This window comes from Aneurinibacillus migulanus (genome assembly GCF_001274715.1).
Classification (GTDB): Bacteria; Bacillota; Bacilli; order Aneurinibacillales; family Aneurinibacillaceae; genus Aneurinibacillus; species Aneurinibacillus migulanus.
The window spans coordinates 972206-994137 of record NZ_LGUG01000004.1 but is presented as its reverse complement, the minus strand read 5'-3'; the positions used below and the strand labels follow the sequence as shown (position 1 = coordinate 994137).

Annotated in this window: 18 protein-coding genes and 2 pseudogenes; 9 read left to right on the top strand and 11 right to left on the bottom strand. The window is 37.8% G+C overall.

What is annotated here, in order from left to right; translation table 11 throughout:
- Positions 1-99: 99 nt before the first annotated feature.
- On the top strand, positions 100-2490 hold the full coding sequence (locus tag AF333_RS06520) for a S8 family peptidase (protein WP_043067418.1): 2391 nt from the start codon (positions 100-102) through the stop codon (positions 2488-2490).
- A 26-nt stretch (positions 2491-2516) separates the two neighbouring features.
- Here the strand turns inward: AF333_RS06520 and AF333_RS06515 are convergent, their stop codons facing one another.
- The gene (locus AF333_RS06515; RefSeq protein WP_043067417.1) at positions 2517-3515 is read right to left on the bottom strand and encodes an AAA family ATPase; all 999 of its coding nucleotides are present in this window, start codon (positions 3513-3515) and stop codon (positions 2517-2519) included.
- Between the two features lie 613 nt (positions 3516-4128).
- Between AF333_RS06515 and AF333_RS06510 the strand changes: the two genes are divergently transcribed.
- Positions 4129-5676, top strand: coding sequence for a recombinase family protein (locus tag AF333_RS06510; RefSeq protein ID WP_043067416.1), 1548 nt, complete (start codon positions 4129-4131; stop codon positions 5674-5676).
- Between the two features lie 42 nt (positions 5677-5718).
- Here AF333_RS06510 and AF333_RS31550 read toward each other — a convergent pair.
- The 4 genes and pseudogenes from AF333_RS31550 to AF333_RS06495 all read right to left on the bottom strand — a co-directional run.
- Positions 5719-5817 (bottom strand): annotated as a pseudogene (locus AF333_RS31550) (RNA polymerase subunit sigma-70); the annotation flags it as partial.
- Positions 5818-5840: 23 nt separating this feature from the next.
- The gene (locus AF333_RS06505) at positions 5841-7349 is read right to left on the bottom strand and encodes a recombinase family protein (protein ID WP_043067415.1); all 1509 of its coding nucleotides are present in this window, start codon (positions 7347-7349) and stop codon (positions 5841-5843) included.
- A gap of 329 nt (positions 7350-7678) precedes the next feature.
- Positions 7679-7879, bottom strand: coding sequence for a hypothetical protein (locus tag AF333_RS06500; RefSeq protein WP_043067414.1), 201 nt, complete (start codon positions 7877-7879; stop codon positions 7679-7681).
- Between the two features lie 180 nt (positions 7880-8059).
- Positions 8060-9010, bottom strand: a complete 951-nt coding sequence (locus tag AF333_RS06495) for a polysaccharide deacetylase family protein (protein ID WP_052812248.1) — start codon at positions 9008-9010, stop codon at positions 8060-8062.
- A 281-nt stretch (positions 9011-9291) separates the two neighbouring features.
- Between AF333_RS06495 and AF333_RS36685 the strand changes: the two genes are divergently transcribed.
- Complete coding sequence (locus AF333_RS36685; RefSeq protein WP_268753605.1) at positions 9292-9417, top strand: hypothetical protein; 126 nt, start codon at positions 9292-9294, stop codon at positions 9415-9417.
- Between the two features lie 386 nt (positions 9418-9803).
- Here AF333_RS36685 and AF333_RS34790 read toward each other — a convergent pair.
- The 4 genes and pseudogenes from AF333_RS34790 to AF333_RS06485 all read right to left on the bottom strand — a co-directional run.
- A pseudogene (locus AF333_RS34790) lies at positions 9804-9983 on the bottom strand (sigma factor); the annotation flags it as partial.
- The gene (locus tag AF333_RS06490) at positions 9964-11604 is read right to left on the bottom strand and encodes a recombinase family protein (RefSeq protein ID WP_043067413.1); all 1641 of its coding nucleotides are present in this window, start codon (positions 11602-11604) and stop codon (positions 9964-9966) included. The gene AF333_RS06490 and the pseudogene AF333_RS34790, both read right to left, overlap by 20 nt.
- A 60-nt stretch (positions 11605-11664) precedes the next feature.
- A complete protein-coding gene (locus AF333_RS33485) occupies positions 11665-11823 on the bottom strand; it encodes a hypothetical protein (RefSeq protein ID WP_158502496.1) in 159 nt (52 codons plus the stop codon).
- A 146-nt stretch (positions 11824-11969) separates the two neighbouring features.
- Entirely contained in the window at positions 11970-12830 is an 861-nt protein-coding gene (locus AF333_RS06485; protein WP_043067412.1) for a hypothetical protein, read from the bottom strand.
- Between the two features lie 266 nt (positions 12831-13096).
- On the opposite strand from AF333_RS06485, the gene AF333_RS06480 reads away from it, so the two are divergent.
- The 3 genes from AF333_RS06480 to AF333_RS06470 are packed head-to-tail and all read left to right on the top strand — an operon-like array spanning position 13097 to position 16606.
- Positions 13097-14602, top strand: a complete 1506-nt coding sequence (locus tag AF333_RS06480; protein ID WP_043067411.1) for a tyrosine-type recombinase/integrase — start codon at positions 13097-13099, stop codon at positions 14600-14602.
- A complete protein-coding gene (locus AF333_RS06475; protein WP_043067410.1) occupies positions 14602-15684 on the top strand; it encodes a tyrosine-type recombinase/integrase in 1083 nt (360 codons plus the stop codon). Before AF333_RS06480 ends, AF333_RS06475 begins: the two co-directional genes overlap by 1 nt.
- A gap of 22 nt (positions 15685-15706) precedes the next feature.
- A complete protein-coding gene (locus AF333_RS06470; RefSeq protein ID WP_043067409.1) occupies positions 15707-16606 on the top strand; it encodes a tyrosine-type recombinase/integrase in 900 nt (299 codons plus the stop codon).
- A gap of 587 nt (positions 16607-17193) precedes the next feature.
- Here the strand turns inward: AF333_RS06470 and AF333_RS06465 are convergent.
- Entirely contained in the window at positions 17194-17865 is a 672-nt protein-coding gene (locus AF333_RS06465) for an HhH-GPD family protein (protein ID WP_043067408.1), read from the bottom strand.
- A 122-nt stretch (positions 17866-17987) separates the two neighbouring features.
- On the opposite strand from AF333_RS06465, the gene AF333_RS06460 reads away from it, so the two are divergent.
- Genes AF333_RS06460 through AF333_RS06450 form a run of 3 tightly spaced genes read left to right on the top strand, consistent with a single transcriptional unit; the run spans position 17988 to position 20526 of the window.
- On the top strand, positions 17988-18449 hold the full coding sequence (locus AF333_RS06460) for a hypothetical protein (protein ID WP_043067407.1): 462 nt from the start codon (positions 17988-17990) through the stop codon (positions 18447-18449).
- Between the two features lie 2 nt (positions 18450-18451).
- Positions 18452-20071: an AlwI family type II restriction endonuclease gene (locus tag AF333_RS06455; protein ID WP_043067406.1), complete on the top strand. Its 1620-nt coding sequence runs from the start codon at positions 18452-18454 to the stop codon at positions 20069-20071.
- Between the two features lie 14 nt (positions 20072-20085).
- A complete protein-coding gene (locus tag AF333_RS06450; protein WP_043067405.1) occupies positions 20086-20526 on the top strand; it encodes a phospholipase D-like domain-containing protein in 441 nt (146 codons plus the stop codon).
- Between the two features lie 72 nt (positions 20527-20598).
- On the opposite strand, the gene AF333_RS06445 is transcribed toward AF333_RS06450, so the two are convergent.
- The gene (locus tag AF333_RS06445; protein ID WP_043067404.1) at positions 20599-21723 is read right to left on the bottom strand and encodes a DNA cytosine methyltransferase; all 1125 of its coding nucleotides are present in this window, start codon (positions 21721-21723) and stop codon (positions 20599-20601) included.
- Between the last annotated feature and the right edge of the window lie 209 nt (positions 21724-21932).

The following is a 21932-nucleotide window of genomic DNA, read 5'->3' as shown; positions in this document are numbered from 1 at the left end:
ACAGTATGTATAAGTCAAATAGCCCGTTAAGAGAGGGAACGTATACCCAATATACTCTTCTTATTTCTAAACATTTTCTACTATATCAGGGGTGAAAAAATGAACCCGTATCAACACCTACCACTTGTTCAGGAGAATATTAATCTTACTCGTCAAGGAAAACCAGACAGTCGAGGTGATAGAATTGTTTATCCTCCTGCTCATGGAGCAATGTTAAAAAAAGGATTTCAAGAAAGAGAAAGCGAATTTAAAAAAGCAAAAAAAATTGGTGAAGATTTTATTTTTTGCATTGTAAAAGATAACAGTAAGCATATTAAATATTCAAAGTTAGGACTTGAATTATTAGCTGTGCCTTCTGATACCAAGGTAATTGTTCGCGTAAAAAACAGTCAAACTTTTAACTCTCACCTCTCTGATTTTACTGCTAATAAGATTGCTAAGAAGCGAGCTCTTAACTACTCAGAATTTGCTAATCTTAATGAATTTGTTTTTCTAACTCCTGAAGAAAAAAAAGGACCTCTTATTAAACATGAAGATATAAAAACAAACGAATTATATACTATTGATGTGCAGTTGTATACAGGGAACGATTCACTTCATGAAATCTATAATAAAGTGAACCTTTTTAGGGATTTCTTGAGAGAGTTAGAGGTATCATTTATAGATGATTGTATATTATCAAATTTGGCCTTAATTAGAATTTCGATTTTAGGAAAAAATATTCATGCTCTTTTAGAGCATCATAATGTATATACCATCGATCTTCCTCAACAATCAACTCATGATTACGAGAGTGTTAGAAACATAGGAGTCGATGAATTGCCAGAAGTTATTCCTGCTCCTGAGGATGGGCCCTTTATCGCTATTATTGATAGCGGTGTACTTTCTTCTCACCCACTTCTTAAAGGAACTGTTTATGATTCTGCAGCATTTGGCGGTTTAGATGACCCTGCTGATAAAAACGGACATGGAACAATGGTAGCTGGTATTACTCAGTATGGAGACGTCTACGCAACCCTTCAACAGCCCAGTCCGCTTATGCCTCAATTTCGCTTACTTAATGGTCGTGTCACTAATGAAAACAATGAATTCTCAGACGAAAAAATACTCGCTTCAGTTGTAAAAGAAGCTATAGAATACTTCGCCAGTGATAACTATAATTGTAAAATATTTAACATTTCTCTTGGCGATACACGGATTCCATATCAACAACAAACAAAAATGGATCCTTGGAGTTATATTATCGACTCCCTAAATCATAAGTACAATATTGCGGTCGTCATTTCTAGTGGAAACTATTTTCCTGAAGGAGGAGAAGAGGTTTTAGAAAAGTATATGGAATATCTTCTACATGATCCTGAAGCATCCGTAATTCCTCCTGCGATTGCTATAAGTGGTCTAACAGTGGGCTCTAAGGCTAAGGAAGAAGTCCCTTATATTTCACCATACTCTAGAAGAAAGCTTCAATATCGTGCTATTGCTAAAAAGGAACATATATCTCCTTTTAGTCGCTCGGGATACGGATATGCTAATTCAATTAAACCAGAAACAATTTCATACGGGGGAAATTTCTCCCTGAATACACAAGTAAAGCAAATAAATTTTTCCGATAGGAATCTCGGTATATTTTCTACTAGTATATTTGATGGCAATGATTCATGGTTTGAAGTTCGTTCAGGTACGAGTTTTGCTGCACCGTATATTGCCCATTTATTAGGAAGAATTAAACGTGAGATTCCTACTGCAAAAGGAAATTTACTCCGAGCATTACTTATTAATACAGCTACTATTGAAACACAAGCTATAAAAGCAGTAGCAGAAAAATTTTCTAATACTATTTCAAAACCATCAGAATTAAAAACTTATCAAACTAGGCTATCTGGTTATGGAGAAGTTAGAGAGCAGATTCTTACTAACTCTTATGATCACTATGTAACTATGTATCATGAAGGACAAATTGAAGTTGATAAGGTAAGTGTATTTGAAATCCCTATTCCGGATGAAGTATATAATAAAAAAGGAAAGACAAAAATTCATATTTCACTGGCGTATAATCCCCCTTGCCGTGATAGCCGAATTGATTATGTAGGTACTAAAATGTCGTTTACCCTGTATCGGGGTCTCTCTCTAGATGAAATTAAAAGGTACACCTGCAAACCAGATGATGATGAATTTGAAAAAGACTCACTTCCTACTGAGAAGAAAAGGTGCAAATGTAATTTGTCTCCTTCTATGACAGAGGTACAGCGTGGAACTCTCCTAAAGGCAACACATACTATAGCAGCCTCCAAGAGGTCCCGAGAGGACTATGGAGATACTTATTATCTTGTGGTTAAATGTGCGAAGAGGTGGTATGAAGGTAATGAAAAGCAAAACTATGCAATTGTAGTATCACTCGAACATGAAAATGTTGAGGCAAAGTTATACGACTCAGTTTCTAACAGAATAAACCAAAGAATTCCTCAAAGAACACGAGGAAGATTAAAATAAAAAGGACGAGGTCACTCGTCCTTTTATCAATTATTGTATACTCGATTTCTTTTTTGATATAGCTCTATCTGATGTTTTAAATCATCATGTGTAATCATCTTTTCACCATGAATGATTGCCCGTTTGATTGTTGTTAGACACACACGCTCAATATCAGCATGTGAAAATCCATTCATACTAACAGCCAATTTATTTACATCAATAGCTTCATACGGAAATCTTTTTAGATGTTTTGTTAAAAGCCCTTTAATTTCAGTAACATTAGGCTTTTCAAAAAAGAGTACATCATCAAACCTTCTCCAAATAGCTGAATCTAATAATTGTTGATGATTTGTAGCTGCAATCACAATACTATTTCCATGATAATTATCCAGCAGCTGCAGAAAGCTATTGACTACCCTTTTCAGTTCCCCATGCTCATCTGAATTATCTCGACTTTTAGCAATAGCATCGAACTCATCAAAAAATAAAACCCATGTTCCTTTAGTAGCAAAATCAAAAACCTTACGTAAATTCGAGGCCGTCTCACCAAGATAAGAAGAGACCACACTGTCAAATCGAATATATAAAAGAGGCAGACTTAGTTCTCCTGCTATTGCTTCAGCTGTAACTGTTTTTCCACATCCTGGTGGTCCACAAAACAAAAATCTATTTCTTGCTGTTAACCCGTAAGATGCTAAAATATCAGCCTGTTCAAACTCCTGGATGAATTCAATAATCAAATTTTTCATTTCTTCAGCCAAGATCAAATCAGCTAAAACCTTTTTTGATTGTTTTATATCCATTAATGGGTAGTTGGAATCTTTATCTTTAGGCAAAAGATGAAAATAATTCTGCTGGAAATTTGTTTCAGCTTTTCGACGAGTTACAGTTGAATTAATGATTCGCTGCAGTTCCTCTGCTAATTGCAAATGATTTTTCTTCTGTTCATCTTCAATAATTAACTGAGCAACATCCTTAAATAACTCATCATTACCATCCCTATAACTCTGAAAAAGCTTTTTCAAATGTGCCCCTTTTGCCATTTGAATCACCTCCCACTTGGATATATTTGTTATTCATCTAATCGATTATCATGTTAAATTATAACACTTATAGCCTAAAAAAAGAACTTTTGTTTGCTTCTTCTCGTATATAGTTCCAGAAAAATTTCTGCTTAAGCCGCGTTCTTTTTTATTATATGTAGCTTTAGCTTTATTGCCTTAAAATAAAATATATATGCTATATAATTTAAAAGAGCCCATAAACAGTGTTCTTTTATCATTTGTCAAATGGTATGCATTTGATTATTAATGGGGGTAGGTAAAATTATCCTTTCCGCTTTTCTTTTCACTTGCAACCAAGAACAAACCTTCCTTCGACTATTCATAACGATAATGAACAATGATACGCTAAAATAAAGAGAGGGTTGTGAATAACTCTCCTCTATGTACTATTATTAATATCTGAATTCTGAAGCCTTTCTCAGGCTCTTCTTTTTAATTATAAAACAGAACATACATTCCTATTCCATTATGTATAATTTGTTCTCAAAATATCCACGTTATTCTCAATTGCCACTTTTGTGGTTTTTTATAGCAATACAAATTATCCTTATCTATTCAGCATAAAATCATATCAGTATACAGGAGGTAAACCATGCGTGAATTTCCAAAAGGTCTGAATCGAGTCGTCATGTATCTACGTAAATCCCGCGCTGATATCGAAGCAGAAATGCGTGGCGAAGGTGAAACATTATCTAAACATAAGAAAGCTCTGCTGGAGCTGGCACACCGGAACGAATACAACATTATAAAAATCTATGAAGAAATCGTATCTGGTGAGCGCATTGCTGATCGCCCTGAAGTAATCAGGCTATTGAATGAAGTCGAAGACGGTATGTATGATGCTGTTCTCTGTATGGATATTGACCGATTAGGCCGTGGTGATATGCGCGACCAGGGTGCTATTATTGCTGCATTCAAAGAGTCAAAAACACTGATTATCACACCTCAAAAAAGCTATGACCTCGAAGATGAATTTGACGAGGAATACTCTGAATTTGAGGCATTCATGGCGCGTCGTGAGCTAAAGCTAATCAACAAACGTCTTCAGCGCGGCCGTGTTGCTTCTGTAAAGGAAGGGCGTTTTATTGGTACGAAAGCTCCGTTTGGCTACAGTAAAGGCGACGATCTTATTCTTGTGCCAAATGAGAAAGAAGCTGAAATTGTTCGTCTTATCTTTCATTGGTATGTAAATGAAAAAGTTGGTACATCACGTATTTCCCGCCGGCTCAATGAAATGAAAATATCTACTCCTTCAGGTAAAGGATTGTGGTCCCCCTATTCTGTCATATCAATTTTGAGGAATGAGGTTTATATTGGTCGTATGCAATGGCGCAAGAAGTACACCAATAAGAAGAAAGGGATCGAGGAGTGGCGCCCTCGTGATGAATGGATTGATGTAGAAGGCAAACATGATTCACTTGTTTCTACTGAACTTTTCAAGAAGGCTCAACAAACACTGAAACAGAAAACACGAGTACCTAATCGGGCCAACTTGAAAATTACTAATCCATTAGCTGGCCTAGTTCGCTGTGACTTATGTAGTGCTGCTATGATTAAACGTCCGTACACAAAGCAGGCTCCACACATTCGCTGCAGCAATGTGAACTGCAAGAACAAAAGCACCCGCTTTGAATATGTAGAACGTGCTGTACTAAATCAATTACAACAATGGTTGAATGATTTCGAAGTAAATATGGAGGAAATAGAAAGGGAAGTAGCTGCCGAAACAGAGGCAGAGTCAACCTCTTTTACACCAGAGACTATCATAAGCGACATGGAGAAGCAGCTAGACGAATTGGAAAAACAAAAAAATAAGTTGCATGATTTGCTGGAACGTGGCGTCTATGATATAGACACCTACTTAGAACGTAATCAGAACATCATGGGCCGTATAAGTGAAACGAAAGAAGCAATTAAAAGGGTAGCTGAAGAAGCTAGCCGTGTACGCGAACAGGAAACTGCCAAGGAAAGCTTATTACCGCGTATTAAACATGTAATCGAAGCGTATCATCAAACAGAAGATCCGGAAAAGAAAAATGACCTACTGAAACAGGTCATCGAAAAAGTAACATATAGAAAAGAAAAACATCAACGTGGCGATAACTTCGATTTAGAAATTGAGATTTACCTGCCGGAGTGATTCGCCTCTCCTCTTCTTAGTTATCCACAACGTACATCCTGTTAGCCTAAATTCATTTCCTTCCTTATCTGTTCCAATCGGATCATGCAGCGAAACGTCCTTTTTCGTTTTCTTTAATGAACGCAAATGCATTAAAATCTCGATTCTAAAGTCAATCGTATTGCTTAGTACGTAAATATCTCTATTCGTTCCTCATACACGATAATCTCACGCACTAACTGACGAATTAACTGCTTCCTATCCTCTAATGTTAATTTATCATGCTGCCTGGTCAAATAATATTCTGCTGCCTCGCTCAACAGGTGCTGATTAAACTGCGCTTCCTTCGCTTCCCTAACCCTTGCTTTCAATTTTTCTAATTTCTTCGTCGCTTTTTCTTCTTTCTCCTTCAAAAAATGTATTTGTTCACGTATCTCTTTTTCTTTTATATCCATTCCATCAACAAATAACGTAAAAAGTCTTTTCCGGCCTATTTTTACTTTTTCGATTTCCTTCTGCAAACGCCCAATCTCTATTAGTTCGACGGAAAATTTCTCCTGTTGTTCCTTATCTATCTCGGTTGCTGCCGCTACTTCATTCGGGTGCTTTAGCCAACTCCTGATTGCTTCCCACACTTCATTATCCAAGTTTTCAGCTTTTATCGTTCTTCCACAGCCTTTATGCTGAGTACCAGCTGTATTTTTTCTATCTGTATATTCATATACATACTTTCCCCAATTTTTTGCACGACGGCCGGTCATCGTATTTCCACAATTAGCACAACGCAGCAATCCACTCAAAAGATACTCATGCAATCCTGTTTTAGCCCACCTTCTTCGGGAGTCCTGTAGTAACTTCTGAGCATATTCAAATTGTTCCTGCTCAATGATAGAAGGACAAGGAATAAGAATCCATTCCTCCCTTGGACGTTCTTTCATCGGAACGTGTTCTTCTTTGCTTTTATGTTTATTCCCTAACATCCCTTCTGTGTTCCATCGATTCTGATAAAACTCGCCTATGTAGGCTTCATTCATCAGAATTTGACGTACTACCTGACGGTGCCATACGCCTTTTCCTCTTTTTGTAGGGATTCCTTCTTTTGTAAGGTAAAGAGCAATCCCGTTCATCCCCTGTACCTTCCATGGTTTCGTAAACAAATCAAATATGAGACGAACGATCGCAGCCTCCTCTTCATTAATAACCATCTGCTCGTTCTCTTTATCGTAGTTGTAACCATACACTTGAAAATCACGAAGTACTCTTCCCTGCCGTGCTTTCTCCCGCCGACCACGGCTCATCCGTTCATTGATTTTCGCTTTTTCAAACTCCGCAATCGCACCACGCATACTGTAAAATAGCTGACCTTCTGGCGTTCGGGCATACTCACCATTTACGAAAATCAACTGAATACCTTTTTGATCGAACTCTTCGGTAATAAGAAGCTGATGCATAAGCTTACGTGATAAACGGTCAGGGTCTAAGCAAACCACCTTCGTAATCAATCCGTCCCGAACATCCTGACGAAGCTGTGATAATGCCGGCCGGTCTAAGAATTCGCCAGAAATTCCTTGATCTATATATTGCTTATAGTTATCTGTTCCAGCCTTCTTCTGACACTCCCTAATCTGATCTTTCAGGCTGAAGCCGCTCTTCGCTTGTTCCTCTGTGCTCACTCGTGCATAGATTCCGATCACGCAGCTTTTCCCTCCTATACTTCTCTTTGAGATACATATAGCAGGCAAGCAAATTTTTATCAGCAAAACTTCCCTTGATAATCTTACTATGCATCTGCGTACCCCTCCTATTAATGAAGGCTATGCAGATGCCGCTTGTTTACATGTGTATATAATTAATCCAGCTTCAAAAAGCTAAATATTATACATAGTACACAGCCCTGTTATCCATACGGACAGCAGGGCTGTGTCATTATCACTTTCCTCTAAACGTATGATCGTATATGTCATCCTCAACAAACATAGTGGTTTGCAGCGTTCCTTTGCTAACAGAGCCATACAGAGAATGATTACTTTTTATCTAGCCTCTCCTGAAGTTTGGCTGATAATTTATCCACCTGTTTTTGTCGGTGACGAATACGTTCTGCATTTTTCTTTAGTTCTTTTTGGAGTTTTACATCTTGTTTTTTTCTTGATTTCCAGAAACGAAAGAATAAAATAAAAGCAACAATTACAATTAAAATAAAAGCAACTATATAAATATTTTTCATAACCTACACTCCTCATTTTATCTATATTCCATTATAACTCTCTTTAGGAGTGTTTATAAAAACAGCAATTTCCAGTAAAAGAAAAAAGCCGTCTATAGTAGACGACTTCAGAAATTGATCTATTTTCTTTGTATAAACTCTCGTAAGTTAAAACATTTAATAGCCACTCATCTAAAAATACTATTTCGTTTTTGCTTCTTCTGGTACAGGAGAAGCAGGTAATGCTGCAAAATTATAGCCTTGGCTTCGTAAATACTCAATAACCTTTGGAAGCATTTCAACCGTCTGCTTACGCTCGTGCATTAGAATAATCGAACCTGGCTTTACTTTTCCATTTTTAATGTTTGTTAGAATTTGTTCTGGTTTATGAGCTAGACTCCAATCCAGGCTATCTACTTCCCAAAACATAATATACTGACCAAGTTCTTTCGTAATCTTTCTAGTTTCCGCATTTACCGATCCGTAAGGCGGACGCATATAAGTAACCTTATGTCCAACTTTATCTCCAATCAGGCTAGCTGCTTGTTTTAAATCATTTTTTTGCTTAGCTCCGCTTTCTTTACCAAGTGCATCATGATGCATAGTATGTGAACCAATCACATTTCCTTTTTCTATCATCTGATGGCCAAATTCACCCATTTTATCTGTTACTTTATCACCGATCCAAAAGAAAGAAGCGTTAATCTTATTTTTTTCAAGAATAGAAACGATTTCCGCTGTATGTTCATTAGGTCCATCATCAAAAGTTAAATAAATAGTCTTGTTATCCTTTGTTGGAATGTTATTAATGAGCTTCCCAAGAGGTAACGGATGAGGGCCTTCCTGGGATACTTGCTCTTGGATCTGTGTTGTTCCCTCCTGTGTTTGTTGCTGAATTTGCTGCTGTTGTTTATTTGTGTCACCTTGTAAAGAATTAGCCGGTTGTTGTGTCTGCTTTTCTTTTTCCTGCGCTGGCTTTTCTTTTCCTACAGTAATATCAGGTTCATTAGCGTGTGCTAAATATTTATCCAATGGATGAAAGATGAGATTAACTAAAATAATAATCCCTAAACATACAATGGCAGACCAAATTAAAATGCTTTTCCTTCTGGCTTTCCGCAACCTTGCTTCCTGTAATCTTGATTTTTGCAACCTTACTTCCTTCTCTCTATAGAAATTGATTCATTTTCTATCATAAACTGCTTTTTAGTAAATAAGGTTACAAAAAGATTAAAATTATCATTTATGTACTGTAAAGTGTCTACTATTCCCTAGCTTCGTTTTATTTTTAGCTAGAAGCCTTCACTTATATAAAGAAGTGCTTAAAAGAATAGATGGTTACTCTACAGCTTCATTTTCATAATGTTTTACACCTTTTTGCTTTTATTTACTAGAGCAATAGTAAAAACTACTGAAATATATATATATCTGATTTGATAAATCGACAAACTCTTGTGGTGAGAGGTAAGAACAGAAGGAAGGGCGGTGGGCGGGCGGAAAAAGACACGTTTTCCTTTCTTCTGCTGGAGCGCAGGGCGCATCCAACCTCTTTTTTTTGAATCGCCTACTTCCAATCATACTACTATATCAAAATATCAAGTATAATTTATATAGTACGATTCTATTAAACTTCAGTTCTGTGTCAATCTCAAAAAATCTCATGGCGAAAATAACTAAAGCAGAGATATTTAAGGATGTTAATATAATACAATCCACTCCCTTATTTTCTATATATTAACATTTTTATTTTAGAAAAGATTTCAGGATGTGTAAACATATAAATTGGAGTAAATTAATTATTTTTGTTTAAACGCACATAAAGAATTTATCCCACACTAAGATATGCTCTGCACTTATACACAAGTTATTAACATTTTATTCACACTATTCACAATAATTAATTATTTAATATGTGTATAATAAAAAAGACTGTGGATAACCACACCTTTCTATGCACTACTGTTGACATTAGAGTCTCATTTTCTATGCACCGAGCGGCATATGTAGCCAACTTAGTCCCTTTGTTTTTCTTGTAGCTCTCGATCGCTTTAATCAAACCGATGGTCCCGATGGATATGAGATCTTCGCTATCTTCTCCGGTGTTTTCAAATTTCTTGGTGATATAAACCCGAACCGACGTCATGGCAATGCTGAAGCAGTCGTTGACGCTTTAATTCATCCAGCGCCCCTACTGCTGTAACCTCAACACTGTTATCATTAAATCGAATTATGATCTCATCTACAAGTGCTTCCACAATTGTACGTTTCTCATCAAAAGTAAGATCTCTACCCTCATTATCAACAAATTGATTAATTAGCTGGGCAATTTCCTTTATTCTGTCAGCTGACATTTCCTTCTCTTTATGAAGAACCACCTGCTCCTCATACTTCTCCAACTCAGCCTGTATCGTTCTCATAGCGGTGTTTATTTTCTGCATTTCATCCACCATTTCTTTTTCGTCAATGACTTCTCGCTTAAACATCGTTTTGATCTTCTCTTTTTCCTTCTCCTTCTGCTCTACCTGCTTTTGCAGAAGCGATGCCGTACTGAGCAAATTCTCCAGAATATCTCCTGACTGTCTAGTTATACGCTGAATATAGTCATCCGGATTCGAAATCGTTTCAAGAATAAGGCCCCATATATACCGATCCAGTTCTTCCGCTCGAAGTGATTTTGTACAACACTTCTCCACACCCTCACCATACTTTTTCGGAAAAAGGTTCGGACATCGATAGCACATATATTTCATTCGCTTACCTGTCTGTTTATCCACACGACCCGAATACGTAGTCGACTGCCACATCCGTCCGCAATGGCCGCAGCGAATAAGCGATTTCAATAAATACTCGTATTTTACATTTCCTGATTTCTTCGTATTCACTTCTCTCTGCCGCTGCGCCAATTCAAAAAGCTGCTCATCGATAATTGGCGGAACATCCAGCATAATCCATTCACTTTTATCTCGGAAGCTGTATGTTTTCCGGGGAGATCCGGACTTCGTTTTCTCCCCCTTTACCTTGCTAGTCTGACGTCGGTTGTAATAGTACTTTCCAATATATATTTCTGATGTCAATATCCTTCGGATTGAGCTTGCACCCCAGTTCCTACTTTCCGCCCGCTTCGGTTCAGCTCCAAGCGTAAACAGTCTCTCTCCAATTTCCCGCAGCGTCAGCCCTTCATACACATACCAGTGATATACCTTTTTGACAAACTCCGCTTCTTCTTCGTTAACTAGAAGCTTATTGTTCACCATGTTAAAACCGTATGGAGCTACCCGCATTGGCATGATTTTCTTATCTTTCTCCACAGCTTTCAGTCGCCCACGCACAGTACGTTTTTTAATTAATGATAATTCATACTGCGCAATCGAACTCATCAGATTAAAGAACAACTGTCCTTCTGGCGTGTTTCGATATTCCGTATCCACAAAAACAAGCTCAACATTGCTTTTTTCAAACTCCCGACACAAGATGAGCTTATCTGTTAAATCACGGGTAAGCCGGTCAGGGTGAGTGATAATGACACGCTCAATTCTACCCGCACTTACATCGCTCCGTAGTTCATTCATCGCTGGCCGACTAATATCTTCACCGGTAAACCCATCTTCTTTATATAACTTAATGGCTGATGCAGACACCAAGAATTCCTGTGCTTTTTTCAGGCACGCTTCATACTGCCCTTCTAAACCGGTTCCTTCCGTCGCCTGCATTCCTGTTGACACACGTATATAAATCGCTGTATACATGTTCATCCCTCCATATATAACAAGAACATTTGTTCTTGATTAATTATTGACAGGTTTGAACTAGCGCAAACGTTTAGACTCACCTTCCAGAATAATCTTTTTAATAATGTAGTCGATTACAGCCTGCTTAGCATCAAGCGCTACCGGCTTATCACTAACAACCTGTTTATCGGGTTCAAGGAAAACATATGTAAATGTAAAAGAATGATTTTTTTTCATATGCTTCCCCTCCTTTGATACATACTTATTCACCGCAAACTATGTCCTATTAGCTAAGGTACACAAAAAAATAAACCCTCCAGATTTAATAAGGAGGGTTTACAATCGTTATTATGTTATTTCAGAAATCCCATAAGTTGTAGGATTTATTGATTAAATGCTCTTATATATTCTCCCGTTGTATCCACTACCCGTGTATACTTTCTTTTCTTCATCTCATCAATATATTTTTGGAACTTTTTCGCATCCTTCGTGTAAGAGCCTGTAAAAATTAACTTTAAGTAATTTTTACGCAATGTTGCGGGAGTAAAAATCATGTAATCTACTCTCTGCTTAAATTGCTTCCGAAGATTCATGGCATCATGAATACCACAATTTCTCCTCACAAAAAATTCCAACCTGTAATATACATCATTTGTTTCGAAACGAGCATATAGCCTTTCTTCATTAATCATGTAGTTTGATTCGTTAATTATAACAAATCCCCTAACATTCCTTCCTTCCAACTTATCATGAAAGATAGAACTCAACTGCTCAAGTTTTTTTCTTTCAGCTACATGCTCATATTCTATGAATTCATCGTTTTCAAGTCTATCATAATTATCAATTTTTAAATACGGCAACGGAACATCTAAAGCAATGGCCATCTTCTCAAATGTTCCATCCCTCGGTGTACGTTCTCTTTTTATATTGAGCAAATCTCCTATTTTATTTTCCGATTCGTCTATTACATTGGCTAACTCTTTTTTCGTAAACCCATGATCATATGCTAAGAAGTTTCTTCTATATAAAGCCGGAATACGTATTAACAAACTGTCTTTAAAAATAATATCCCGACTGATATACTTAGCCTCCCTCCATTCATTTAAGTTCCACCCATGGTTCTTATTAAAATCCTCTATCTTTAAATTTCTATTTAGGGCCCATTCTCTGGCCCACCTCAGTTTGATCATGATGTCTTGTCCAGGATCTTCATCATTTTGAAGTAAGTCAGTTATATCGAACATACAGATCACCTATTTTAATTTTAAAAAACTCATTTGTTTTTTTCTTGAAAATCCTATATGTAGGGGTTTTCTTGTTTTTTTCTTGAAAAATGCTTATAAATGGCTATTTATTAATACAACATATAGGATTTTTTATAATGTACAGCAAAACAAGAACAGAATAATGAATACATAAAAAAGGCCTATATTCTTCGTACTAGTACGAAGATATAGACCTAACTCACTCAACAATATGGATTAAATCCTGAACTAAAAAGGAGAAGACAATGAAAAAACGTTCCTCTTCTATCCAAAAGCTTAATACAGTTGACGGAAACAGCTCGACAGAAAACAGGAAAAAAATTACACAGAATGCTTCTTCTGTGACATATTTTTCCGCAAATTGTATAGCACCGCCTCAAACTGGTTACACTTTTGACATTAAAACAGTTACTCTGGAAAGTTTGGTGAAACATGTGAGTACTTTGTTCAACATAAACAGCAGTAATATACAAGAATATAAAGGACCACAAGCCATCAACGAATGGATTCTTGACAATCTTGCAAAAGAAAAAATAACTGTCAAAGAACTCTATGCCTTCTTGGCTTCACAAAAGAACAAGCATCCTTTTGGGTTTTATGATAACTATAAGTTTATCATAAAGTTTTTACAGTATGTCGCACTTATGTCTCATGTTAGTATTCAGCAAATTCAAAAGGAAATGTTAACTCAAAAAGAAACATTCATTTCCTTTGCTAAACAGACCCATATTACTCCAAAAAAGTTTAAACTGCTCAGCAAAATGTTCACCTTATTTTTTCCAAAGTTAGAGCTGTCTGATTTTATACATTGCTCCCATTCTACCAAAAACTTTGTAATAGATCACCCGACGATCACAGCATGCAATAAGTCAGCAAAGAAATATGGTATTACCGAGTCTACTATGCTCAAAAACAATCGTCATTATACAAAGTTCTTGATATGGTTAAAAAACACTTTTACAGAATTCAGTGACTATAACTTAAATTTTCTACCTCTATTTAAAATTACTTCCGAGCATTTAGTAGAATTTCGACATCATCTTATTCGGAAAGTTCAAAGAGAAGAAATCTCTCAGCGCTATGCAAGTGATGTATTTTATACCGTACGTGCACTTTTTGCGCGAATGCATCAAATGAAGCTCACAATTCACGACATTGCCGAGCAAGTAAATGGCATTGAATTTGACAAGTATGTATATCGTAAAATTCCATCTGACATGGAAATCAGTCATTTGCTAGAAATATCCGATATATACTCACCAAATCCAAAATTGTATAGGCTTGCATTCTCCCTGATGCTATTTTTAGGCTTTCGACCTCAAGAAATGAGTGAGCTGAAGTGGAAAGACATAAACTTAGAAACTCAAAAAATTTCTGTTTTAGGAAAAGGGAAAGCTACTCTTCTACCTCTTCCTGCGGTTCTCACAGCACAATTTAAAGAGTTAACTCCTACAGATCAAAAGGGGTTCGTTTTCCATTCGAATCCAAAAAACTTCAAAAATAAACTTCTTGATTTTTATACACTGTTTAAGCTTATAGCAAGCTGGAATGAATATCCTGGAGGTCTGTATCTGTTTCGTCATACTTTTATCACCCGACTATCAGAGCAGAATCAATATACCCCACAGGTCATTATGTATTTAGCTCGCCACGAACGTCCTGAAAGCACCAGTTTGTATATTCACAGAGAAGAAAAAGTTCTTCGAATGGCCATCAACCAATTATATTTTAAAACCAGGGAGGAAAAATAATGCCTATTACCAAAAGTCAGTCTCCACTTCAATCATTACACGCTGATATTCAATCTATCATAGCAACATATGGACCAGAGCTTCTTGAAAAAGCCTTGAAAGAAGCTGGTCTCTCATCTCCTACTCTGGAATCTCAAAAAGAAGAGATAGCGTTTGAGCAAGCCTGCGAATTTTTTATCACATGTTCAAAGTTTCTTGGTCTAAGCAAAACTTCTCAAGAAACTTATTTATATGAACTCGGCTTGTTTCAAAACTTTATTTTTGCAAAGCTCGGGAAAGACTCTATGCTAGAACAGACAGCTGAACCTTCGCTGCTTGTTGAATATCTTTCTGCATGCCAAAATTCAAACACTCGATCAAAAAAGAGTGCATTTCTCCGAACATTTTTCAAAACTACTTTTCGTCACTTCTGGATGATGGATATCACTGACTTAAAAGGTATTTTGAAGATTACTTGGTCTGAAGATTATCTACCACGAGCATTTACGCGTGAACAATTAGGAGAATTAATCAAGCGTTCTCAATTGCAGCGAACTGGTCAGAGAGATCATGTTATCATTTGGACTTTTCTTGGTTCTGGAATTCGGCTCAATGAGCTATGTAATCTGCAAATCGGAGATATAGAACCCGTACGCCAAACCATAAAGGTTATAGCTAAGGGAAAAAGCACCAAAAGAGAGCGAATGATCAATCAACATGCACTATTCATCCTCTTAGAGTATATCTACTTTAAGTATGCTTGTCTCAAAGAAGAATTAACGGAAGCGGAATTTAGTAAGCTATACGTTTTTTCCAACGATAATGGTCAAACAGCCATTCAAAGACGAACCGTTCAACATATGATTACCAAACTCATTAAGCAGACAAAATCCATTCCAGAAGACCAGAAAAAGCGCTACAGCACCCATACTTTTCGCCACTGCTTCGCTGTGTATGCTCTTGAAGAAGGTATTGATATTTATACACTCAGTAAACTCCTGGGCCATGATTCAATAAATTCTACTGCTGTATATTTGAAGTTGTTCGACGAACATTTGAAGAGAGCTATCGAGCGCCATCCATTTGCTTCGGTTAATATGTAAGTATAGGGAAGGAGTAAACTACATGAAGCATATTTTGCTGGATTCAGCCTATTATCAAAAATGGAAAAGTTATAGTACCCTCAAAGAGAGTTCCATACGAACCTATACACGCGAACTGAAAAAGTTCGAAAAGTTCATTATACAGTGTGGTTACACGGGAACGCTCAATTTTGACAAATTTTATTACTACGAACCTTCAGATGAGTACGCACCAATTAATGAAAATTTTATTGATCAATATATCGTCTATCTACGAGAAGAACTGGGTGCTTCAAACCATATGCTGTACGATAACATTGTATATCTCCGAAATTTCTTTGGATTTTTGTATGATATGCGTATGATTCAACATAATCCTGTTGCCTACTATCCAAATCCATATTATGAACGAAAAATTATTGACCGTTCACTGTCTGAAGAACAATGTAAACGTATGCTACAAGCAGCGGTAATCCTCGACCCATTTTTTCGTCAGTATCACGTATTACTCCATCTCCTGCTCATTACAGGTCTGCGTACACGGGAAGTTATTTCACTCACTATGTACCAAATCGACCTGGAAAGGAAAGTAATCTATGTAGATGAAGGGCAAAAAACATCAGCGAATGTTGTATATATCAGCAACTCGCTCTGTGATGATTTACGACGGTATCTTTCTCATCCAACATTTCAAGCCTGGGTTGAGAAAGGAAACACGCAGGTATTTTTTCAAAACCAAAAACCTTTCACTGATGATGGAATTAATAAGTTAATCAAAAAAATTAGCGAAAGGGCTGGTATTGAAAGACCTGTAACCGTGTATACATTTCGTCATACAATGGCTTATCTTATGCAAAAAGCAGGAAGCGACATTTCTATTATTCAGAGGCAGCTTCGTCATCAAATGGTTTCCACTACGATAAGGTACTTGCCTCCAGTGTAATTTATCTTTTAAGCGAATGTACAATAGTACTTCGCTTTTCCACGTTCTACGTGTAATTTATGATTGTTTAAAAATCACAATCACAACAAACATGTTTTTTGGAACATGAATTGATTATGGGGAATAACCTTCTGGGCTAGGAGATAACCCTCACCTCATTTGATATGAGGCAACATTGCTGAAGTTAATTTTAAATATACCAATATTACTCACTTTTAACAACTTCTTTTGACTTTTACAAATCAGTATTCAGCTACTATACAAAAATCATTCGTAATGTACATCAATCAAAACGAACGTCCGTAAAATATTTAAGAACATTTACAAACTATAAAATCTAGCCATTACGAAGGAAATAAAAATATCGGTTTTGTTGCAAATATGGCATTTGTTTAAAAAAGACGTATGGATTTCTATAGACTTGTTATTTAGGCTTTCGCATGAATTTCATTTGATTTTAGACAGAGCTATCCTTTAGAAGAAGAGAACATTTAAGGGGCTATAAATAACAGACTGTTTTAAAAGATAAAAAGTCATGGTTTATATTTCAACAATAAGGTTTCCTTATTTAAACAAATGATTCAGTATCAGTAAAAACTTTTTGCCTTTACTTCTTCATTATAATAAAAACAAGTATGCCTAATCGGGCATGTTTCATGCTTAGGATTTCTTGCTGTACAGATATGCGCCGCAAAATCAAGCACGGCCAGATTTGCAGCTCTTGTATCGCTAAATCGTCTGTAGTGCTTTCGAATTTTCACAGCCAACTCTCTGTCTGTATGAGGCCGTTTTTTGGCAGACTGATAGCCGAAATAGCGGGAGAACAGGCGAATCACATTTGTATCAATTGGTACCATTGGTTTCCCCAAACCATAGCACAGAACTGCATTTACAATGTAGTCACCAACGCCGGGTAGCTGTTTCAGTTCCTTTTCATTATCAGGCACCTTCCCGCTGTGCTCGTGATATATTATGCCCGCTGCTTTCTTTAGGCGTGCGGCACGGTAAATAAGTCCAATGGGTGCAATAATGCGCTCCAATTCAGAAATATCAGCGTCTGCCAGTTGTCCAGGAGTTGGATAGGTCTCTAAAATTTCCTGATAAACCTCCTCTACCTTACGGACGTTCGTCTGCTGAAGCAGGAATTCGGCAATCAGCACATGAAAAGCGTTATTTGTTCTTCGCCACGGAAAGTCCCTTCCATGTTCCTGACTCCAGTTTAAAATCTCATTCCAAAATGAACCCTTTTGCTCTATCATTATATTTTCTCCTATATATTCTTTAAAAAATGTATATTTGCATTATTAATTACCTTATAAGGAATTTTTCCCTGCAGATAAGTTTTTTATAATCAGGATATACATGGAAAAAAGGAGCGATTATGGAAAAGGTAAAACATCTACAGAAGCTTCTCGGCAAGACAGCATCCATGATTTTCATACAAAAATTCTCAAAGTATATTGATACTAATAGAATTCCCATTTTAGAGCTGAGCCGAACAGCAGGAAAACCAGACAATGCATTCAGCAAAACACGAGCAGGCGAAGATCCCTATCTTTCAACCTTTCTTCGCTACTGGTTTAGCTGCCATCTCCTTGCTGAAAAGAACAAGGTAAAAGAGCCAGTTCCCCCTCTTGACTCTTTTTTTGATCAAGAGGTTCAAAAAGTACTTTCTCTTATTTATGAGCTTGCAGAAAATGGCGAACTCTCTAAGGCTTCAAAAAAGAGCTTATCCGACCTGCAGGTGTATATCAACATTCTTACCAAAAACGGAGAAGCCTCTATGCAGGAAAAAGAAGTTTATAAAGAAATCATCTATGAAATCAATCATCAGGAGGAGTAGATATGACAGAAAGAAAAGTCTGGTTTATTACAAGACCGGAGCGTGATCCAAAGTTTCACAGGGAAGCCCTTCTGGCTCTGCAGAAAGCAACAAACGGCTTCACAGTAAAGTGGTCCGGAAACCGCACAGCACATCTCGCATATGAGCAGGCGCTGGCCGATGCTGAGGTAAAGCGTCCAAACATCAGTAATGATGGCTCTGGTGGACGAACATGGGCCGCAATGCTGAAGACATTTGCCTACTGCTATACAAACGAAGAGGGCTACCTTGTACCGACCAAAGTCGGAGAAGCACTGTTAAAAAGGCACAAAGTATTCGACAACGTTAAAAAACAGATTCTCACTCTTCAGATTCCGAATGCCTATTTTCTGGAGGCCGGATTCCGGCCAAAATTTGATGAATCTTTCCGTATTCGTCCAGCCCGGTTCCTGATCCGCCTAGTAAATCAAGAGGAGCTGGCCTACCACGTCACGAAAGAAGAAATTACTTTCTTTGCGCTAACAGCATCAAAGGACAGCCAGTTGTCAGAGATTACAGCAAAAATCAAAGCATTTCGCGTTGCTTCTTCTGCTGAAAGACTAGAAATGAAAGCAGACATCGCTGCTCAATATGACCATCGTGAGCGAACAGATAAAGGGGCGCGCGATTTTGAGACTGCTCACTCTGATGTTGCCCATACCTTTATGCTAATCTGCGACGCCACAGGAATGGTTGAGTACATTCGCGGTCAATCCCTGAGGGTAAATCCAGAAGAAAATCAGAAGCTTAGCCAGGAGTTGGAGGAGCTGGAGGCACGGTATCCCTTCAACAACCGATACAAAATTTCCCTAGAACGGATGGCAGAAAACAATGGTCTTGATGTCGAAAGCTACAAGGCGAGCCGTAATAGCGGAAAAGGACAAGCGACAAATGCAGCAAAGAGACTGAGAAAAATAAACGAAATCATGAACGCGTATCCCAATCCCGCTGCTTTGCCGCAGGAAGAACTGGAGAGAATCCTCGCAGAAGAGGTCGGTCCGCGTGAAGCTCAAAAGTATGCATTCGAATTAAAAGAAAGTCAGGTAGCCTTCAGCGGACTGAATACAGAGTTCGTAGAGAGTTATCTGTATGAAGAAGACAATCTCCGATTCGAAGACAAAACAGGGGAAGTGCTCAAAGCGATCGGTTTTGACGTTGAAATGCGGCCCAAACCTGCATCCATGGAGCGAACAGAAATTGAGATCATGGTGAAGTATGGCGATAGGCAGTGCGGTATTATTGATGCCAAGAACTACCGGCAAAAGTTTGCTCTTTCTGCCTCACTGACATCGCATATGGCATCCGAGTATATACCGAACTATCAGGGATACAAGGGGCTTAATGTACAGTTTTTTGGATATGTAACCGCTGCTGACTTTTCTGGCGAAAAAAATCTTGAAAAAATCAGCAATAAAGTACAGGAACACACTTCTAGCAGAGACATAAAAGGACTAATGCTCAGCGCTAAAGTATTGCTTGGATTTCTTGATTACTGCTTAGAGAACGATATTCCCGAAAACGAACGTGTGAATCTGTTTATACGCGCTGTCCAAAACCGGGGCTACAAAACGCTGGGAGAGATGCTGAAAGAAGCTAAATACTAAGGGAGGAATTTTTGATGAGTATCACGTTTGATTTAAGTGTTTATCCTTTTGTTGATCTTCCACTGACGAAAAAAACAAATCCATTCGAAGTTGCTGTTAGAAGCGGCCTTAATTGGGGACAAAGGCCAGAATATAATCGAGAATCAAACCAAGCCTACATTCCTGTCCATCTAGATACTCATCAAAATAACCCCGGATTTTTCCCACCACGGGGAACCCGATTCACTATTCTTACAGACGATGGAGAAGAGTTCACCTGTGTGATGGCACAAGACAATAATAAAGCAATCGAAACTTGTGACAATAACAGTATTTTAGGTATATATTTCAGACAGCGACTTAACCTTCCTCTCGGTTTTATGGTGACTATAGAGGATCTGCTGGAGTATGGAAGGACGTACGTTCGTGTTTATAAAATTCAAGATTATTTATACTATATGGATTTCAGAAGCTAAAATAAAAAATAAGGAATCTCTACTCGTATATCATGCAAAAGCCCGAGAAGATAACAGCTTCTCGGGCTTTTGCTACATAATTTCCTGTACCTCTTCAATAACCTGCTCGGCGCTCACGCTTTCGAAATCCCATTTTGAATTAATACTTGGATATTCGATCCGAGCGAAGGTTTTAAGTACAGCTTCCAAAATTATTTTGGCTCCATCCGGCGGAACGGCCATACCGATCTGCTTTCTTACCATCTCTTTTTTACCGATGAACTCATAGTCATCTGGGAAAGTCTGTAAGCGAGCACGCTCCCGGTTGGTAAGCGCCCTCGGCTCCTCCCAATGGTAGCCGTGTGTACCACCGCCTCCAGAACCTGTAACTGTATAGGATGGCTGGTCTGGATGAAGTCGTCTGTAAATCTGGCTCATGCGCACTTTTTTCACATTTAAGCGGAGTTCCTCTGGAATACTCTCACTCCATGCATTTCCTCCAGGAGCAATATGATTAAGCATCTCTACCACTTTTTTCTTATGACGGGTAAACTCATGATTTAGCGCATCTTCAGGAATGTCTGCTAGTGCTTCACTGGCTGTCCTGTACTTTTCTTTATGGGTCGGTTCAGGAACTCTAAATGCAACATCCTGGTCCTTTCTGATACCTACAATGATAATTCGATGGCGCCGTTGCGGAACACCATACTCTTCAAACTTATAAAGATGAGGTACCAGTTTGTATCCATATTTTCCGGCGCTGGCTAAGTCATTTAGAATGCCGAGAAATGCTTTCCCCTCATTTGCGCTCTGCAAGCCCCCAACGTTCTCAGCAATAAATACCAACGGATTGTACTCATTTAAAATCTTTACTCCATAAGAATACAGCGGTCCATAGTTTCCTTCCATTCCTTTATGCTCTCCTACAATGCTGTAGTCGTTGCAGGGAAAGCCAAATGTAAAGGCATCGATCTCACCAAATTTCTCTCCTAATGATTTAATATCAAGCTCCCGGACGTCTCCGCAGACTACAGAATCAGGTCTGTCCGGACAGATGTTCGTTCTAAATGTTTCGCAGGCCCATTCATCAATGTCATTCGCCCATGCATGTTCAAACTCAAAAACTTCTCCTGTCTCAGGATGCATATATTTAGCTTCTTTTGCACCTAACGCTAAGCCACCTGGACCGCAGAACAGTTCTCCTTTTCTAAACTTCATCAATATTCACCCTTAATAAGAATATACGTTCTTAGTTTTTCCTTTATCTAGATTATACATTAAGTAAACTAAAAATGCAGCTGCATTGTTTGATTTACATTATTGTTACCCCTGAACCTTCTTACTTTTATCAAGCTTGCTCTGCATCTAGATTCCAGCAGTTTAGATCACATTCTATAAATTGTAAAAAAAATAATATAAATCCGCTT

Excerpts from the sequence above, each read along its gene's own strand:
- AF333_RS06500 (WP_043067414.1), bottom strand. The coding sequence starts at position 7,879 with ATGAAAAATATTTATATAGTTGCTTTTATTTTAATTGTAATTGTTGCT.
- AF333_RS06520 (WP_043067418.1), top strand. The coding sequence starts at position 100 with ATGAACCCGTATCAACACCTACCACTTGTTCAGGAGAATATTAATCTT.
- AF333_RS06475 (WP_043067410.1), top strand. The coding sequence starts at position 14,602 with ATGCCTATTACCAAAAGTCAGTCTCCACTTCAATCATTACACGCTGAT.
- AF333_RS33485 (WP_158502496.1), bottom strand. The coding sequence starts at position 11,823 with ATGAAAAAAAATCATTCTTTTACATTTACATATGTTTTCCTTGAACCC.
- AF333_RS06470 (WP_043067409.1), top strand. The coding sequence starts at position 15,707 with ATGAAGCATATTTTGCTGGATTCAGCCTATTATCAAAAATGGAAAAGT.
- AF333_RS06460 (WP_043067407.1), top strand. The coding sequence starts at position 17,988 with ATGGAAAAGGTAAAACATCTACAGAAGCTTCTCGGCAAGACAGCATCC.
- AF333_RS06515 (WP_043067417.1), bottom strand. The coding sequence starts at position 3,515 with ATGGCAAAAGGGGCACATTTGAAAAAGCTTTTTCAGAGTTATAGGGAT.
- AF333_RS06455 (WP_043067406.1), top strand. The coding sequence starts at position 18,452 with ATGACAGAAAGAAAAGTCTGGTTTATTACAAGACCGGAGCGTGATCCA.
- AF333_RS06465 (WP_043067408.1), bottom strand. The coding sequence starts at position 17,865 with ATGATAGAGCAAAAGGGTTCATTTTGGAATGAGATTTTAAACTGGAGT.
- AF333_RS06445 (WP_043067404.1), bottom strand. The coding sequence starts at position 21,723 with ATGAAGTTTAGAAAAGGAGAACTGTTCTGCGGTCCAGGTGGCTTAGCG.
- AF333_RS06510 (WP_043067416.1), top strand. The coding sequence starts at position 4,129 with ATGCGTGAATTTCCAAAAGGTCTGAATCGAGTCGTCATGTATCTACGT.
- AF333_RS06480 (WP_043067411.1), top strand. The coding sequence starts at position 13,097 with ATGAAAAAACGTTCCTCTTCTATCCAAAAGCTTAATACAGTTGACGGA.
- AF333_RS06450 (WP_043067405.1), top strand. The coding sequence starts at position 20,086 with ATGAGTATCACGTTTGATTTAAGTGTTTATCCTTTTGTTGATCTTCCA.
- AF333_RS06490 (WP_043067413.1), bottom strand. The coding sequence starts at position 11,604 with ATGTATACAGCGATTTATATACGTGTGTCAACAGGAATGCAGGCGACG.
- AF333_RS06485 (WP_043067412.1), bottom strand. The coding sequence starts at position 12,830 with ATGTTCGATATAACTGACTTACTTCAAAATGATGAAGATCCTGGACAA.